The following is a 15,856-nucleotide window of genomic DNA, read 5'->3' on the forward strand; positions in this document are numbered from 1 at the left end:
GAGCGACGATGCCGAGCCAAGACCGGATCGTTAGGCGTCTGAGACTGATTCGCCGATCCACTCGCCGCGGCGCATGACCGCCGACACCGACAGTTCGCCGTCGAGGACCACCAGGTCGGCCGCGGCGCCGGCGCGCAGGGTCACCTCGGGCAGTCCCAGGGCGCGGGCGGGGTTGACCGAGGACTGGCGCACCGCCAGGCCCAGCGCCTCGTCACGCGGCAAGCCGCCGGCGACACCGTGGGCCACGGCGAACCGGAACAGGGCGTCCATCGTCGCGGTGCTGCCGGCGATGGTGTCGGTGCCGACCAGATGGGCCACCCCGTGCTCGACGGCGACGTCCAGCGGCCCGATCCGGTAGGCGCCGTCGGGCATCCCGGCCGCCGACATCGCGTCGGTCACCAGCGCCAGCCGGTCGGGCCCGACGGTGCGGGTCACGTGGCGGTACAGCGCCCCGTCGACATGGACCCCGTCGGCGATCACCTCGACGGTGACGCGCGGGTCCTCCAGCAGTGCGATCACGGGTCCTGGTTCGCGATGGTGGATCGGGCGCATGGCGTTGAACAGGTGGGTGCCGACAGTCGCGCCGGCGTCGATGGCGGACCGGGTCTGTTCGTAGCCGGCCTCGGTGTGCCCGACCGCGGCCACCGCACCCTGCCCGACGACGCGGCGGATCGCCTCGATGCCGCCGGCGCGTTCCGGCGCCAGGGTGACCATTCGGATGGTGCCGGCGCCGGCGTCGAAAACCGCCTGCAGCTCAGCGGGTTCCGGGTCGCGCAGCAGCATCGGATCGTGCGCGCCGCAGCGCTTCTCCGACAGCCACGGGCCCTCGAGGTGGATCCCGGCGATCAGGCCGTCGCGCACCTGCGCGGCCAGTTCCCGAACCTGCGCCAGCAGATCCGCCGGCGCCTCGGTCACCAGTGAGGCCACCAGGGTGGTGGTGCCGTGCCGGCGGTGCAGCCGGACGGCGGTAGGGGTCTGCGCCGCGACCGAGAAGCTGCCGCCCCCGCCGCCGTGCACGTGGGTGTCGACGAAACCCGGCACCACCGTCGCCGCACCCAGGTCGCGGTCCGCCGGCCGGCCCGGCACCCCGGCGCCGACCGCGCCGATGCGGCCGTCGGCCACCTCGATCCAGCCCGGCCGCAGCAGCTCCGCGCCGGTGAGCACCGTCGCCGCGGTCAGCAGCACCTAGATGCCCTGCCAGTCGGGCTTGGACGCGTAGGTCTCCCGGTAGTAGTCGGCCAGCTGCAGCCGGCGCGCGGCGGCGTCGTCGAGCAGCACGGTGGCATGCGGATGGTGCTGCAGGACGGTCGCCGGCCACATGGCGCTGACCGCGCCCTCGGTCAGCTGGTGCACCGCCTCGGCCTTGGCCCGGCCGGTGGCCACCAGGACGACGTGGCGGGCCTCGGAGATGGTGCCCAGCCCCTGGGTGACGCAGTGGGTCGGCACGGCGTCGAGGTCGTCGTCGAAGAACCGGGCGTTGTCCATCCGGGTCTGCCTGGTCAGCGTCTTGATCCGGGTCCGGGAGGCCAGCGACGAGCCGGGCTCGTTGAACCCGATGTGGCCGTCGGTGCCGATCCCGAGGATCTGCAGGTCCACCCCGCCGGCGTCCCGGATGGCCCGGTCGTAGGCGGCGCAGGCCGCCGGGACGTCGGCCGCCAGCCCGTCAGGCCCCTGGACCGCACCGGCCGGGAAGTCCACCCGGGAGACGAACACCCGGTCGATGAAGTTGCGGTAGTTCTCCGGGTGGTCGGCGGGAAGTCCGACGTACTCGTCGAGGGTGAAGCCGCGGGCCCGGGAGAAGGAGATCCGCCCCGCCTCGTAGCGGGCGACCAACTCGTCGTAGATCGACAGCGGCGAGGATCCGGTGGCCAGCCCCAGCACCGCGTCGGGCTTGCGGCGCAGCAGGTCCTCGATGGCGTCGGCGCCGATGCGGCCGATCTCGGCGGAGTCCCTGCAGATCACGACCTCCACGCCGGCACCTACTTGTTCGCCGTGAAAAGATGTGCGCAGCAGTCGATTCCGGCGCCGGCACCGACGGCATCGGCCACCACGATATTCGCCGGATCGCGTTCGTCCATCACCACCACCGGGACCACCGGGCTCAGGCCGGCCGCGACGATCGCCGGCACGTCGTAGGTGATCACCGGCTGGCCGGCCTCCACGGTGTCGCCCTGGGCCGCATGCGCGGTGAACCCCTCGCCGTTGAGCGTGACGGTGTCCAGGCCCAGGTGCACCAGCACGCCGACGCCTTCCGGGGTCAGGATCACGTAGGCGTGCGGCAGCAGTTTGAGGATCTTGCCGCCGACCGGCGCCACCGCGTAGATCACCTCGCGCGGCGGGTCGACGGCGGCCCCGTAGCCGACCATGCCGCCGGAGAAGACGGGGTCGGGGACGTCGGCGAGGGCCAGTGCGCGGCCCTCCACGGGCGCGAAAACCGGGGTGCTGCTCACGATGACTCCTTAGTTCTGGTCTGTGATGAAGGATAGGGATCGGACCGGCCGCGCGAGGTCAAAACCGCCTCCGCGGTCGGGTGTGCGTCTAAGCTTCCGCTGAGCTGTCATCGAGGAAGGGCCGGGTCCCATGAGTGAAGCAACGAAAGCCGCAGGCGCACAGGGTAAGTCAGGGTTGAACATCCCCGGCTTCGCCCAGCTGCAGCGGCTCGGCAAGAGCCTCATGCTGCCCATCGCGGTGCTGCCGGCGGCCGGCATCCTGCTGCGCCTCGGACAGGACGATCTGCTGGGCCGGATCAAGGCGCCGGTGATCGGGCCGTTCTTCCAGGCGATGAGCGCGGCCGGCGGCGCGCTGTTCGACAATCTGGCCCTGCTGTTCGCCGTCGGTGTGGCGATCGGCTTCGCCCGCAAGGCCGACGGATCCACCGCGCTGTCAGCGGTCGTCGGCTACCTGGTCATGCAGGCCGTCTTCAAGACCATGTCGCCCTTCGTCCTCGACGGCGTGCTCGACAAGGCCGGTAAACAGGCTCAGATCAACTACAGCGTGCTGGGCGGAATCGTGGTGGGCCTGATCACCGCGTGGCTGTTCGACCGCTACCACACCATCACGTTGCCGCCGTACCTCGGCTTCTTCGGCGGCCGCCGCTTCGTGCCCATCGTCGTCTCGCTGACCGTTCTGGTGGTGGCCTTCGCGATGAGCTACTTCTATCCGGTTTTCAACGCGGGCCTGACCGGCCTCGGGAAGTTCATCGGCGGCGCGGGGGCGTTGGGCGCCTTCACCTACGGTTTCGCCAACCGGATGCTGATTCCCGTTGGCCTGCACCACATTCTGAACTCCTACATCTGGTTCCTCTACGGCAGCTTCACCAAGTCCGACGGTACGGTTGTCACCGGTGAGCTGCCGCGGTTCACCGCCGGCGACCCCACCGGCGGGCACCTGACCTCAGGTTTCTACCCGATTCTGATGTTCGGCCTGCCGGGCGCTGCGCTGGCCATGATCCAGGTGGCCAACGCCCGGCAGAAGAAGGTGGCCTTCGGCATCCTGTCGGCGGCCGGCCTGACCGCGTTCCTCACCGGGGTCACCGAGCCGCTGGAGTTCTCCTTCATGTTCGTGGCGTTCCCGCTCTACGTCATCCACGCGATCCTGACCGGGCTGTCGCTGGCGATCGCCTACGTCCTGGACATCCACCTGGGCTTCTCGTTCTCCGCCGGCCTGATGGACCTGTTGCTCTACGGCACCGCTCCCGCGGCCAGGAACGTCCCACTGCTGATCGTCATGGGTCTGGTGTTCTTCGTCGTCTACTACCTGCTGTTCCGATTCGCCATCACCAAGTGGAATATGCGCACCCCGGGCCGCGAGCCGGAGGGCGAGTTCGAGGCCGAGGAGCAGGCCAACCTCAGCGAGGGCGCCGACGCCGCCACCGCGATATCCGCCGGCGCCGGTGCGGCAGTCGCGACCGCGCCGGTCAGGCCGGCCGTCGACAGCAAGGCCGAGCAGCTGATCGCCGCGTTCGGCGGCCGGGAGAACCTGGTCAACGTCGACGCCTGCATCACCCGGCTGCGCATGGACGTCGCCGACAAGACCAAGGTCGACCAGGCCCGGCTCAAGGCGCTGGGCGCGGCCGGGGTCATCGAGGTCGGCAACAGCGTGCAGGCGGTGTTCGGCACGCAGGCCGAGGCGCTGAAGAACGAGATCCTCGACGCGCTCTGACTCTCCCGCCGGCCGCTCGACACCGGCGGCACGGGATGCCTCCCCGACGCTGGTGTCGGCGACCTCCGGCATGGCAAGCCGCCGTGTCGGAACTCAACCGCCCCTGATCGGGCCGCAGAATGAGCGTCGTGCGAACCGGAGAGATCAAGGCGCTGACCGGTCTGCGCATCGTCGCGGCGATGTGGGTGGTGCTGTTCCACTACCGGCCGCTGCTGTGGGAGGCATCCCCGCGGCTCAAGGACGACCTCGGGCCGCTGCTCGATTCGGGTGCGCAGGGCGTGGATCTGTTCTTCATCCTCAGCGGTTTCGTCCTGACGTGGAACTATCTGGACCGGATGGGACCGGCCTTCTCGATACGCGCGACCGGTCACTTCCTGTGGCTGCGGCTCTCGCGGGTGTGGCCGGTCTACCTGGTGACCATGCACCTGGCCGCGCTGTGGATCATCGTCACGTTGCACGTAGGCGACGTGCCCTCGCCGGATGCCGAGCGTCTCACCGCGATCAGCTACCTGCGCCAGCTGGCCATGGTCCAGCTGTGGTTCGCGCCGTACTTCGACGAGACCAGCTGGGACGGGCCGGCCTGGTCGATCAGCGCGGAATGGCTGGCCTACCTGCTGTTCGGCGCGCTGATCCTGCTGGTCTTCCGCATCGCGCGGGTATCGCGGGCGCGGACGCTGCTGGGCCTGGCGTTCTGTGCCGCGCTGCCGCCGACCATCCTGCTGCTGGGCAGCGGTGTGCTCTACACGCCGTGGAGCTGGCTGCCGCGCATCGTCGCCCAGTTCGCCGCCGGCGCCCTGGCGTGCGCGGCGGTGCGGCGGCTGCGGCCCACCGACGCCGGCCGGCGCGCCGCCGGGTACGTCTCGGTGCTGCTGGTGGCGGCCATCGGCGGCGGGCTGTACCACTACGAGGCGCACCCGATCTCGGGCATGGTCGACTCCGGCGCGGTGATGGCGGTGCTGTTCCTGCCGCTGGTGGTGGCGCTGTCGATCGGCGCAGGAACGCTGCCGGCCCTGCTGTCGAGCCGGCCGATGGTCTACGGCGGCCAGATTTCGTTCAGCCTCTACATGATTCACGAGCCCGTGCACACGATGTGGAACTGGGCGGTGGCCCAGTACGACATTGTTTTGCCGAAGTCGACGGCCAAGATCGTGGTGGTCGGCCTGGTGGCCGTGGCGATCGCGGCGGCCGTGCTGCTCTACCACCGTGTCGAGGAGCCGGCGCGCCGGTGGATGCGCGCGATGGTGGACAGCGGCGAGCTGAGCACCGCCCCGTGCCCCGGGACCGGCGGCCGTCTGCAGGCCGTGGGCGGCGCGCGGGAGGAGCGTCCGATGGCCGCCTCCGCCCGTGCGGGGTGATCGCGGTTTAGGCTTGCCCGGAATTGTGAGGTGCCGGTGAACCTGAGCCAAGCCGTCTTTCGCGTCGCCACGACGACCGCCGTCGTGTTCGCCGCTTCGGTGTCCGCTGTCTGCGCGGCCCCGGAAGTACTGGCCGCCAACCCAATTCATATTGCCGTCGTCGGGGACTCCTACACCGCCGGATCGGGTGAGGGTGGCACCGGCCCGCGTTCGTGGCCGGAGCTGGCCTGGAAACTCTTGGCCGAGCGCGGGCTTCAGGTCGCCGCCGACGTGGCCGCCGAGGGCGGCGCCGGCTATGGACAGCCCGGAAACCGCGGCAGCGTCTTCGAGGACCTGGCCGCACGCGCGGTGCACCGGAACGACGTTCTGGTGGTGTTCTTCGGCTCGCGCAATGACCAACCGGTGGACCCGGACCGGTTCCCGGGGATGGCCGCAGGCACCTTCAAGCTCGCCCGGTTCTCCGCACCCGATGCCAGGTTCCTGGTGATCGGACCGCCCTGGCCCGGGCAGACCCCGCCGCCCGCGGTGCTGGCGATCCGCGACAGCCTGCGCGCGACGGCGTCCGCGATCGGTGCGATGTTCGTCGACCCGATCGCCGACGGGTGGTTCGCCGGCCGGCCGGATCTGATCGGTCAGGACGGCGTCCACCCCACCGACGCCGGGCACGCCTACATGGCCGAGCGGATCGCGCCGCTGATCTACGGTCAGCTCACCATCCGGGTCTGATAGCCCTTGTCCCGGCAGCGAGTCCGGTCGAGGCTGGTGGCATGCACTCCCGGGCCACTCCCGCGATCGCGCTGATCGGCGTCGCGGCCGTCGTTGCCGGACTGCTCCGCGGCGACGGCCCGGGCGGCGCCGAGCCGGCCGGCACCATCGGCGGACCGTATGCGCGGCTGCTCGCGGAGTCGGAAGACCTCGGCCCGGCCCGGCCCCGGACGGTGCAGCTCACCGCGGCACTGAACCACCCGGCGCTGCCGGTTGAGCTGACCGGCTGGGCCAGGGCGCAGGGCCTGTCGGTGCGATGGCGGGCGGGGGACGACTGGGCGATCATCGAGGGTCAGGCGGCCGCGGTCGCCGCCGCCTTCGGCGTCGCCGTACACGACTACCGGGGAAGCCTCGGCGAGCTTTTCTACGCCTCGCCCCAGCAGCCGGGCGTCCCCGCCGCGGCGCGCGAGGAGGTGGCGGGCCTGGGCCGGATCCTGAGCCACATGCCCTACCGGGAAGGCCTCCCGCCCACTCCGCCGTTGGACGTTCCCGACGGCGGCCTGCTCCCGACCCAGCTGCTCAACGCCTACAACGTCACCCCGCTGACCAGCCGGGGATTCACCGGTGCGGGCCAGACCGCGGTGGTGTTCAGCTTCGACGGGTTCGACCAGTCGGACCTCGACAGCGCCGCGGACTGGTTCAACCTGCCCAGGTTCACCCCGGAGGTGTTCGGCGGCATGCCCGACCGGCGCACCGGCGAGGCCGCCATGGACCTGCAGATGATCCACGCCATCGCCCCGGCCGCCCGGCTGGTCATGGTCAACGCCAGGCCCACCGTCGAGGGCGGGGCCACCTTCGAGCGGCTGGGCGCGCTGATGGAGACGGTCGACGGCCGGTATCCCGGTGCGGTGTGGAGCTTCTCCATCGGCTGGGGCTGTGATCGCCTGATGACCGCCGCCGACCTGGCGCCGGTGCGTGCCGCACTCTCGCGCGCCCACAGAAACGGCACCACCGCGTTCGACGCCACCGGCGACCTGGCCGGCCTGGAGTGCCGCGGCGGCAAGCGCTGGTCGGACCCGCCCAGCCCGGACGACGTGGGCCTGGACGCGGTGGCCTCGGTGCCGGAGATGACCGCAGTCGGCGGCACCACGCTGTCCACCGACGCCGGCGGCGACTGGCTGGCCGAACAGTCCTGGTACGACGTTCCGTTGACCCAGGGCAGCGCGGGCGGCGCGTCGGCGCTGTTCGCCCGGCCGGTCTGGCAGACCGTCGGCTCCAACGCCGGTCCGCCCGACCGGCGGCTGGTACCTGACGTCTCCGCCGTCGCCGATCCCTTCACCGGCGTGAAATTCGTCTTCGGCGGGCAGGTGGTCATCGGCGGCGGGACCTCCCAGGCCGCCCCGGTATGGGCCGGACTGGCCGTTCTGATCAACCAGATGCTCGACGACCGCGGACTGGCCCCGCTGGGGGACTTCAACCCGCTGCTCTACGAGGTCGCCAAGGGCGCGGCCGTTCCCGGTTTCCGCGAAATCAACCTCGGCGGCAACGCCATCAGCCCGGGCGCCCAGGGCTACGACATGGTGACCGGCCTGGGCAGCCCCAATGTCGCGAACCTGGTCAAGAACATCCTGCTGGCCCGGACGGTGAGCCGATGATCCGGACGAAAACCGCTGTGCCCGTTGATGATGCGTTCGAGGGGTATGCGGTGCCGCCTGGCCGCTACATCGCCGACCAGGGCCACGGACCCAGGTACGTCCTGACCCTGGGCCTGTGGGCCCTGGTGCTGGCGGTGGGCATGGTCGTGCTCTCGATCGTGGACAGCCGGGTCTCCGACGTCCCGACCCGTTACGTCTGCCCGCCGGACTGCGGCCGCCCGCCGACCGGGCTCCCGGTGTCGACCAACCCGCGTTTCACCGCGTCGGACGGTTCCTTCTCGGTCTCCTACCCCGCCCCGGGGGCCGCCTACGATGTCACCACCCAGTCCAACGGCGTCACCGCCGTCTGGAAGGCCGGGGACGGCGGGACGCTTCGGCTGTTCAGTCAGCCGGCCGCGGACCGCAACGCCGAACAGATCGCCGGGGCGCTGATGGACGCCGCGTTCCCCGATGCGCGGGTCGCCTACCAGTTGCCCAACGCGACGGTCGGCTACCACCCCGGCTACGGCGAGGTCGCCGACTTCCGGCCCCTGGCCGCTTCGGACAAGGCCGACCTGCTGCGGATCATCATCGTCGTCGCGGTCAAGGACGACCTCGCGCTGATCGCCGTCGCCGACGGCCCGTTCCGGGAGTTCACCCCGACGTTCGGGCCGGGGCCGCCGTCGCCGGCCAACCTCCAGATAGCGCAGGACATGGGTAAATACGTCAACAGCTTCAGATGGCGCGGTGACCGGCCGCGGTGAAACTACTGCCGCTGTTGATCATTCGGCTCCCCGGGGCGCTCCCCGTCAGCGGCGGGGGGAGGCTGCCGGTTCAACCAGTCCTTGAGCCGGAACAGCTGACTTGCCACCATCCCCACGCCGACCAGCAGCAGGCCGCCGATGATCAGCGCAGTCGTCATCGCATCCTCCTCCACGACTCTTCCGCTCCCAGTGTCCCAGGGCGGGCGGTAACTGGGGTAGGAAGATCACCATGACCGCTTCCACGCCCGCCCCGTCGCCCACCCGGCCGTTCGACCTGGTTCTCTCCGGCGGCGGTGTCAAGGGAGTCGGGCTGGTCGGTGCGGTGGTCCGGCTGATGGAGGCCGGCTACCGGGCCTACCGGGTGGCCGGAACGTCGGCCGGTTCGATCGTCGGCGCGATCGTGGCCGCGGCCGAAGCCTCCGGCGACGTGGAGCCGGAGCAGATCCGCGAGATCGCGATGAGCATCGACTACACCGAGTTCCTCGATCCGGGCCCGCTCGAACGGGTTCCGCTGCTCGGGCCCGCCTGGGCGATCCTGGAGGGCAAGGGCGTCTACAAGGGTGACTACGCACGCGACTTCGTCGCCGACCGGCTCCGCGAATTCGGCGTGGAGACCTTCGGCGACCTACGCCTGGACGACGACCAGCTGCCACCGGAGCGCCGCTATCGACTGGCGGTCACCGTCACCGACGTCACCCGCGGCCAGCTGGTGCGGTTTCCCTACGACTACCGCGACGTCTACGGCCTGGACCCCGACGAGCAACCGGTCGCCGATGCCGTTCGGGCGTCGATGTCGATACCGTTCCTGTTCCGCGCGGTGACCCTGACCAGTGCGGCCGGTCTGGAGTCCACCCTGGTCGACGGCGGGCTGCTGTCGAACTACCCGATCGACTCCCTGGACCGCGTCGACGGCAGGCCGCCGCGCTGGCCCACCCTCGGGGTGACGCTGCTGCCGAACCTGCCGGCCGGCAACGACAAGGTGATCCCCGGTCTGGCGCCGGTGCGGGCGTTCAGCGGTCCGCGGCTCCTCGAGCAGGTGCTGACCACCATCCTGGTCGGCCGCGACCAGGCCTACCTCAACGAGCCGTGGGTGTCCGCGCGCACCATCCGGGTCGACTCCACCGAGGTCGGGGTGGTCGAATTCGACGCTCCCCGTGAGGAGATCGACGCGCTCTACCTCAAGGGATACGACGCGGCGACGAAGTTCCTGACGGGCTGGGACGAGGCGGCCTATCTGAAGTCCTTCCGCTGATGCGCCGGCCAGGCGCGCCGGTTCCGGCGATCCTGGCCTGCGCCACGCTGGTGGGGTGCGGCGACCCCGCCGCGGCCGGCGCGGTCACCGAAGCCATCCGGGCTCTGCCCGGGGTCGAATCGGCTCTGCCCCGGTACGAGTCGGGCTGGGACGGCGCCTCCCGGTTCGGTCTCACCGCGGTACTGGACCAGACCGCCGTCCCTGAGCAGGCGGGCGCGGTGGGGCGCAGCTTCACCGAACTGGTGAATCAGAAGGGCTTGGCCGATTCCGACGTCAGCCTCGACGTGGAGTACCTCGCCACCATCGAGAAGTCCACGGCGACAGTGTCTTTCGACGACCATCCGGACCCGCTGCTGATTTCGGGCCTGTTGCGGGACTGGCTCGGCGTCGCGCGCTCGGCCGGAGTCGCGGGTGTGGACCTGGTCGAACCTGAGTCCGGCTCGGCGCCGTCCCGGCTGTTCCGGGTCACCGTCGGGCCGGCTGCCACCGACGGCGATCTGCGCACCCTTGTCCAGAACCATCCGGATCTGCAGTCGGCGGTCTGGGTTCTGGTCGGTCTGGTCGATCCCTTCGACTCGTCCCCGGGCGAACGCGACGAGACCTACGAAGTCACCGGGATGATCCCCGGCGCACGGCTGCGCGAAAGGTGGAACCAGATCGTCGGCAAGCTCGGTGCGGCCGGCACGGTCCACGCCAGCACCGACACCGCTATGAGTCCGCCGACGAACGTGACCGTCAACATCCCCACCAGCTACGGCGACAGGGCGGTCGCGCAGGCTCAGGCGTGGATGATGTTCCCGCTTCTGGAGGGGCTGCCGCTGCCGGCCCGGGTCGAATACGGCGGCGACATCTTCACCGTCGGCGGCTGCACCCCGCCCGACCCCCGCCACGCCCGGTCGGAGCTGGAGGCCGAGCTGCGGCGGAAGTTCGAGCGATGCTGAGGCGGTTCGGTCTCAGCTCCCCTTCTCGACCCGCTTCTTGAGCCCGTTGAGCGCCTGGTCGGCGATCGTCGCCGCGGCCTTCTTCTTCATGAAGCCCATCATCGGGATCTTCGGGTCGATCTCGAGTTCGTAGACGACCCTCGTGCCGTCGCCGTCGGGGGTCAGCGTGTAGGAGCCGATGAGCTTCTTCATCATGCCGGACTTGGGCTTGCCGGCCGCGTCGGAGTTCAGCGACCAGCTCACCGAGTCGTTGCCGCTCCACAGGTAGGAGATCTCGTAGGTGTCCTTGCCCATCGGGGTGGAGATCGTGAACGCCGCGTCCTTGGTCGCGCCGTCGTCGTGGGTGGAGATGATCTCCACGGCGGTGAAGCCGGCGCTCCAGTTGGGGTAGTCCTCGAGGTCGGCGATCACCGCCATCACCTCCTCGGGTGAGGCGTTGATCCGCACCGATTCCGAGACACTCTCAGCCATGCTGACTCCTTGTCGCTTTGCGGATTACCTGCCGGTCGCGACGGGCACCGCACCACTGTGCGCGATCGCGTTGTCCAGCACCAACTCGGCCACCCGTTCACGGTGCTGCTCGGCGCTGCCCAGCAGAGCGGCGTCGGTGGCCGCCCGCTTGAAATACAGGTGCGCCTGGTGTTCCCAGGTGAAGCCGATACCGCCGTGCACCTGGATGGCGTCGGCGGCGATCCGGCTGAACGCCGCCGAGCACACCGCCTGGGCGATGCTCGCCGCCAGCGCCGGGTCGTCGGAACCGGTGGCCAGCGCCCACACCGCGTGATAGGCGACGGAACGGGCATGCTCGAGATCGACCAGCATGTCGGCCAGCTTGTGCTTGACGGCCTGGAAAGAGCCGATCTGGCGGCCGAACTGCAGCCGCGACTTGGCGTACTCCACCGACAGGTCGAGCAGATGCTGGGCCGCGCCCACCTGCTCGACGGCCAGCAGCGCCGCACCGACCTGCAGGGCGTGGGTGATCACCCGCTCGGCCTCCTGCGGACCGGCCAGCAGCCGGGCCGGCGCGCTGTCGAGCACCACCCCCGCCTGCGGACGGGTCAGGTCCATGGTGAGCAGCGGGGTGCGACGGACTCCCGGGCCGGCGGCGTCCACCGCGTACAGGCTCACGCCGTCAGAACCGTTGGCCGCCATCAGGATCACGTCCGCGGCGTCGCCGTCGACCACCTGGTCCGCCGAGCCGGAGAGGACGTCGCCGTCGGCGGTGACGGTCAGCGCGGCCGGGTCGAATGCGCCGGCGCGATCGGCGACCGCGAACGCCGCGGTTCGCTCGCCCTCGACCAGGGCGGCGAGCAGTTCGTCGCGGGCCGGCCCGGAGGGGCAGGCCACCAGTGCGGGGATCGCGAGGTAGACCGTGCCGAACAGCGGTCCGCAGGCCAGCGCCGCCCCGAACTCCTCCACAGCGACGGCCTGATCGACCAGTGAGCCGCCCGCGCCGCCGGCGGCTTCCGGCACCGCCATGCCCAGCACGCCCAGTTCCGAGCCCAGCCGCCGCCACACCGACGGGTCGAAGCGCGGCTCGGACTCCATCAGCCGGCGCACCGCGACCTCGTCGATGTTCTCGGCGCAGAACCTGCGGACCGCGGCGCGCAACTGCTGCTGCTCGGGCGTGAAGACGAACTCAGCCGTGCCGATCGGCTGATCCGCAAGCTCCTCAGCCGTGCCGATCGGCTGATCCGCAAGCTCCTCAGCCACGCGGCACCTCTTTCCAGGGCATCCCCGCGTCGGCGCGCAGGTCACCAGGCAGGCCCAGCACCCGCTCCCCGAGGATGTTGCGCATCACCTCCGAGGTACCGCCCTCGATGGTGTTGGCCCGGCTGCGCAGATAGCGCTGCTGCACCGGCCCGCGCCAGTCCCCGGTACCGGCGTTCTGGCCGTACATGGCGTAGCTCTGGTACAGAATCCCTTCCGGCCCAAGCAGATCCATGCAGAACTCGTAGACGGCCTGGTTCAGTTCGGCACCCACCATCTTGCCGATCGAGCCTTCCGGGCCGGGTCCGCCGGTGGACGTCGCCGCCGCCCGGGAGCGCTCCGAGGTCAGCCGCTGGGCCTCCGAGCGCAGCCACAGCCGGGTGAGCCGGTCGCGCAGCACCGGGGTGTGCCGTTCGGGCCGAGACGCCCACAGCTGCACCGCGTCGGAGATGGCGCCGCCGCCGCGCCGGCTGCCGCTGGCGCCCAGCGCGCTGCGCTCGTTCATCAGCGTCGTCATCGCCACCCGCCAGCCGTCCCCGACCCCGCCCAGCCGGTGGGTATCGGGGATGCGGGCGTCGGTGATGTAGACCTCGTTGAACTCCGCCTGCCCGGTCAGCTGGCGCAGCGGCCGGCATTCCACACCGGAGGCGTGCATGTCCAGCACGAAGTAGGTCAGCCCCTTGTGCTTGGGGGCATCCGGGTCGGTGCGGGCCAGCAGCAGACCCCAGCGCGCCTTGTGCGCCAGGCTGGTCCACACCTTCTGGCCGTTGATCACCCAGTCCGCACCGTCGGGCACCGCCGAGGTGGCCAGCCCGGCCAGGTCCGAGCCGGCTCCCGGCTCGGAGAACAACTGGCACCAGATGTCCTCGGTGGTGGCCAGCGGACGCAGGAAGAACTTCTTGGTCTCCTCGTCGGCGGCGTGCTCCCGCACCGTCGGGGCGGCCATGCCGTAACCCATCGGGTTCAGCCCCAGCGGCACCGGACCGCCGGCCCCCTGCAGGATCGCATCGGCGACGGCCTGCAGTCCGCGCGAGGCGCCCAGCCCGCCGAGGCCTTCGGGGAAGTGCACCCAGGACAGCCCGGCGTCGTAGCACGCGCCGAGGAATTCGGTTACCGGGACCTGCTTGGGGTCGTGTTCGGCCACCACAGTCCGGGCCAGGTCGGCCACCCGGTCGGCGTCCACACCACTGCTCATGACGCCACGATATCCGGCCGCTCGAGCGCGCCGGTCTACCATTCGGTGGATGGGTAAGGGCCGTGCGCTGGCGTTGGTCGCGCTGGCCTACGCGCTCGCCGTCGCGGCGGCCGCGGCCTGGCTGCGCTGGGCCCCGGGAACCGGCCGGCTGTGGCTGGACACCCTGATCGCCGACCTGCTGGCCACCCTGGTGGTCTTCGTGTTCAGCAGGGCCTTCCGCAACTCCAGCTTCTATGACGCCTACTGGAGCGTGATCCCGCCGCTGCTGCTGGCCTACTGGTGGTGGCAGGGACCGATCGGTCTCAGCGGCCCGGGGTCGTTGCGGTGCTGGCTGATGTCGGTGGTGGTCTGCTGCTGGGCGGTGCGGCTGACGGCCAATTGGGCCTACGGGTTCGCCGGTCTGCACCACGAGGACTGGCGCTACCCGATCCTGCGTGCCGGTGCCGGGCGCTTCGCGTTCCTGGCGGACCTGTTCGGCATCCATCTGTTCCCGACCCTTCAGGTGTTCGTCGGCATGCTGCCGGCCTACGTCGCGGCCACCCGCCCCGGTGACGGTCTGGTCTGGCTGGCCTGGCTGGCGTTGGTGACCGGTCTAGCCGCGGTCGCCCTGGAACTGGCGGCCGACACCCAGATGCGCCGCTTCGTCGCCGCCCACCGCGGCCGGGTGATGGACCAGGGGCTGTGGGCCTGGTCGCGGCACCCGAACTATTTCGGCGAGATCGGCTTCTGGTTCTCCCTGGCGCTGTTCGGCATCTCCGCCTCGCCGCGGGACGGCTGGTGGTTGTTCGTCGGTGTGGCGGTGATGGTCGCGATGTTCCTCGGCGCCAGCATCCCGATGATGGAGAAGCGCAGTCTGGAGCGCAGGCCGCAGTATCAGGACGTCATCGACCGGGTGCCGCGGCTGGTGCCGCGCCCACCCCGCAGGGCCGGGCGGTGACCCGACCACGGGTGGTGGTGGCGGGTCTGGGTGACAGCGGTCTGCTGACCGCGATCCGGCTGGCCCGGTCCGCCGACGTGGTCGGGATCTCGGCCAAACCGGGACTGGTCAGCGGGCAGGAACTGGGGGTTCGGCTGACCAGGCCGGCCGAATGGGCCCGCGATTACCTGGTGGCCTTCGAGCGGTACCGCGCCCTCGACGGCGTGCGGACCGTGCAGGCCGAACTGACCGGGCTGGACCTGGCGGGCAGGACGGTGCACGCCCGGACGCCCGAGGGCGCCGACGTGGCCGAACCCTATGACGCCCTTGTCATCTCGACCGGCGTCAGCAACGGGTTCTGGCGCCGGCCCGGACTGCAGACCGCCGATCAGATCAGCGCGGACATCGGCGCGGCCCACCGGCAGCTGGCCGCCGCGCGCTCGGTGACGGTGATCGGCGGCGGCGCCGCCGCGGTGAGCGCGGCGGCCAACATCGCGGCGCGCTGGCCCGCAACCAGGGTCGACCTCTATTTCCCGCACGACGGTGCGCTGCGCGAACACCATCCCAAAGTGTGGGAACATTTGCGGCGCAGGCTCGTTCGGCTCGGTGTGGGAATCCATCCCGGGCATCGGGCCGTCGTGCCCGACGGTTTCGAGTGCGACGCGATCACCGAAGGCCCGGTGCGCTGGAGCACCGGCCAGCCCCCGTCAGAGGCCGACGCGGTGCTGTGGACCATCGGACGGGTGCGTCCGAACACCGGCTGGCTGCCGGCCGGGCTGCTCGACGCGGACGGCTTCGTCACGGTCACGACGGAGCTGCGGGTACCCGGGCACCGCGGCGTCTTCGCCGTCGGCGACGTCGCGGCCACCGACCCGCTGCGCTCGTCGGCGCGCAACCGCGCCGATTCCGTCGTCGCGCACAACATCCTCGCCGAACTCGCCGGACGCCCGCTGCGCTCCTACCGCCCGCCGCGGCGGCGGTGGGGCTCGGTGATCGGAATCCAGTCCGACGGTGTGGAGGTCTTCGCCCCCAACGGCCGCCCGTTCCGGATCCCGGCCTGGCCGGTCCGGCGGATCCTGATGCCGTGGATCGTGCGGCGCGGCATCTACCGCGGGGTTCGCGCCAACCAGCCGCTGGGGTAGCCGCGCCACTCCGCTACGGCGGCGGCGGAGGCGGCGGCAGCAGTTCCGGACCCGGCGGCGGCGGTGGCGGCGGTGGCGGCG

General features: G+C 70.9%; 16 protein-coding genes. 9 read left to right on the forward strand and 7 right to left on the reverse strand.

Annotated elements, in window-relative coordinates; genetic code table 11:
- Positions 1 to 30: 30 nt before the first annotated feature.
- Genes nagA through ACKOQ4_RS01365 form a run of 3 tightly spaced genes read right to left on the reverse strand, consistent with a single transcriptional unit; the run spans position 31 to position 2,450 of the window.
- Positions 31 to 1,185, reverse strand: a complete 1,155-nt coding sequence (gene nagA, locus ACKOQ4_RS01355; RefSeq protein ID WP_526288064.1) for an N-acetylglucosamine-6-phosphate deacetylase — start codon at positions 1,183 to 1,185, stop codon at positions 31 to 33.
- Entirely contained in the window at positions 1,186 to 1,971 is a 786-nt protein-coding gene (gene nagB / locus ACKOQ4_RS01360; RefSeq protein ID WP_526288066.1) for a glucosamine-6-phosphate deaminase, read from the reverse strand.
- Between the two features lie 8 nt (positions 1,972 to 1,979).
- Positions 1,980 to 2,450 carry a PTS sugar transporter subunit IIA gene (locus ACKOQ4_RS01365; RefSeq protein WP_526288068.1) on the reverse strand — a complete coding sequence of 157 codons (471 nt, stop codon included), beginning with the start codon at positions 2,448 to 2,450 and terminating at the stop codon, positions 1,980 to 1,982.
- 130 nt (positions 2,451 to 2,580) lie between these two features.
- On the opposite strand from ACKOQ4_RS01365, the gene ACKOQ4_RS01370 reads away from it, so the two are divergent.
- The 5 genes from ACKOQ4_RS01370 (at position 2,581) to ACKOQ4_RS01390 (ending at position 8,619) form a co-directional block, all read left to right on the forward strand.
- Positions 2,581 to 4,161, forward strand: coding sequence for a PTS transporter subunit EIIC (locus ACKOQ4_RS01370; protein ID WP_526288070.1), 1,581 nt, complete (start codon positions 2,581 to 2,583; stop codon positions 4,159 to 4,161).
- Positions 4,162 to 4,280: 119 nt separating this feature from the next.
- Positions 4,281 to 5,516 (forward strand): acyltransferase family protein, encoded by a 1,236-nt coding sequence (locus tag ACKOQ4_RS01375; protein ID WP_526288072.1) that lies wholly within the window; start codon positions 4,281 to 4,283, stop codon positions 5,514 to 5,516.
- Positions 5,517 to 5,552: 36 nt separating this feature from the next.
- On the forward strand, positions 5,553 to 6,242 hold the full coding sequence (locus ACKOQ4_RS01380) for an Rv0518 family GDSL lipase (protein WP_526288074.1): 690 nt from the start codon (positions 5,553 to 5,555) through the stop codon (positions 6,240 to 6,242).
- A gap of 41 nt (positions 6,243 to 6,283) precedes the next feature.
- Entirely contained in the window at positions 6,284 to 7,876 is a 1,593-nt protein-coding gene (locus ACKOQ4_RS01385) for a S53 family peptidase (RefSeq protein WP_526288076.1), read from the forward strand.
- A complete protein-coding gene (locus ACKOQ4_RS01390; RefSeq protein WP_526288078.1) occupies positions 7,873 to 8,619 on the forward strand; it encodes a hypothetical protein in 747 nt (248 codons plus the stop codon). Before ACKOQ4_RS01385 ends, ACKOQ4_RS01390 begins: the two co-directional genes overlap by 4 nt.
- A gap of 2 nt (positions 8,620 to 8,621) precedes the next feature.
- Here ACKOQ4_RS01390 and ACKOQ4_RS01395 read toward each other — a convergent pair whose 3' ends face one another.
- Complete coding sequence (locus ACKOQ4_RS01395) at positions 8,622 to 8,777, reverse strand: hypothetical protein (RefSeq protein ID WP_526288080.1); 156 nt, start codon at positions 8,775 to 8,777, stop codon at positions 8,622 to 8,624.
- A gap of 71 nt (positions 8,778 to 8,848) precedes the next feature.
- On the opposite strand from ACKOQ4_RS01395, the gene ACKOQ4_RS01400 reads away from it, so the two are divergent.
- Entirely contained in the window at positions 8,849 to 9,871 is a 1,023-nt protein-coding gene (locus tag ACKOQ4_RS01400) for a patatin-like phospholipase family protein (protein WP_526288082.1), read from the forward strand.
- On the forward strand, positions 9,871 to 10,812 hold the full coding sequence (locus tag ACKOQ4_RS01405) for a hypothetical protein (protein WP_526288084.1): 942 nt from the start codon (positions 9,871 to 9,873) through the stop codon (positions 10,810 to 10,812). Before ACKOQ4_RS01400 ends, ACKOQ4_RS01405 begins: the two co-directional genes overlap by 1 nt.
- Before the next feature lie 12 nt (positions 10,813 to 10,824).
- Here ACKOQ4_RS01405 and ACKOQ4_RS01410 read toward each other — a convergent pair whose 3' ends face one another.
- Genes ACKOQ4_RS01410 through ACKOQ4_RS01420 form a run of 3 tightly spaced genes read right to left on the reverse strand, consistent with a single transcriptional unit; the run spans position 10,825 to position 13,717 of the window.
- Positions 10,825 to 11,283 carry an SRPBCC family protein gene (locus tag ACKOQ4_RS01410; protein WP_526288086.1) on the reverse strand — a complete coding sequence of 153 codons (459 nt, stop codon included), beginning with the start codon at positions 11,281 to 11,283 and terminating at the stop codon, positions 10,825 to 10,827.
- Positions 11,284 to 11,307: 24 nt separating this feature from the next.
- Positions 11,308 to 12,525: an acyl-CoA dehydrogenase family protein gene (locus ACKOQ4_RS01415; protein ID WP_526288088.1), complete on the reverse strand. Its 1,218-nt coding sequence runs from the start codon at positions 12,523 to 12,525 to the stop codon at positions 11,308 to 11,310.
- Positions 12,518 to 13,717 (reverse strand): acyl-CoA dehydrogenase family protein, encoded by a 1,200-nt coding sequence (locus tag ACKOQ4_RS01420; RefSeq protein WP_526288090.1) that lies wholly within the window; start codon positions 13,715 to 13,717, stop codon positions 12,518 to 12,520. The genes ACKOQ4_RS01415 and ACKOQ4_RS01420 overlap by 8 nt, the downstream gene beginning before the upstream one ends.
- A gap of 49 nt (positions 13,718 to 13,766) precedes the next feature.
- On the opposite strand from ACKOQ4_RS01420, the gene ACKOQ4_RS01425 reads away from it, so the two are divergent.
- A complete protein-coding gene (locus tag ACKOQ4_RS01425) occupies positions 13,767 to 14,654 on the forward strand; it encodes a DUF1295 domain-containing protein (RefSeq protein ID WP_526288092.1) in 888 nt (295 codons plus the stop codon).
- Positions 14,651 to 15,775: an FAD-dependent oxidoreductase gene (locus ACKOQ4_RS01430; protein WP_526288094.1), complete on the forward strand. Its 1,125-nt coding sequence runs from the start codon at positions 14,651 to 14,653 to the stop codon at positions 15,773 to 15,775. The genes ACKOQ4_RS01425 and ACKOQ4_RS01430 overlap by 4 nt, the downstream gene beginning before the upstream one ends.
- The last annotated feature ends 81 nt before the right edge of the window (positions 15,776 to 15,856 follow it).

Origin of the sequence: Mycobacterium sp. (assembly GCF_046095365.1) — a bacterium.
GTDB lineage: Bacteria > Actinomycetota > Actinomycetes > Mycobacteriales > Mycobacteriaceae > Mycobacterium.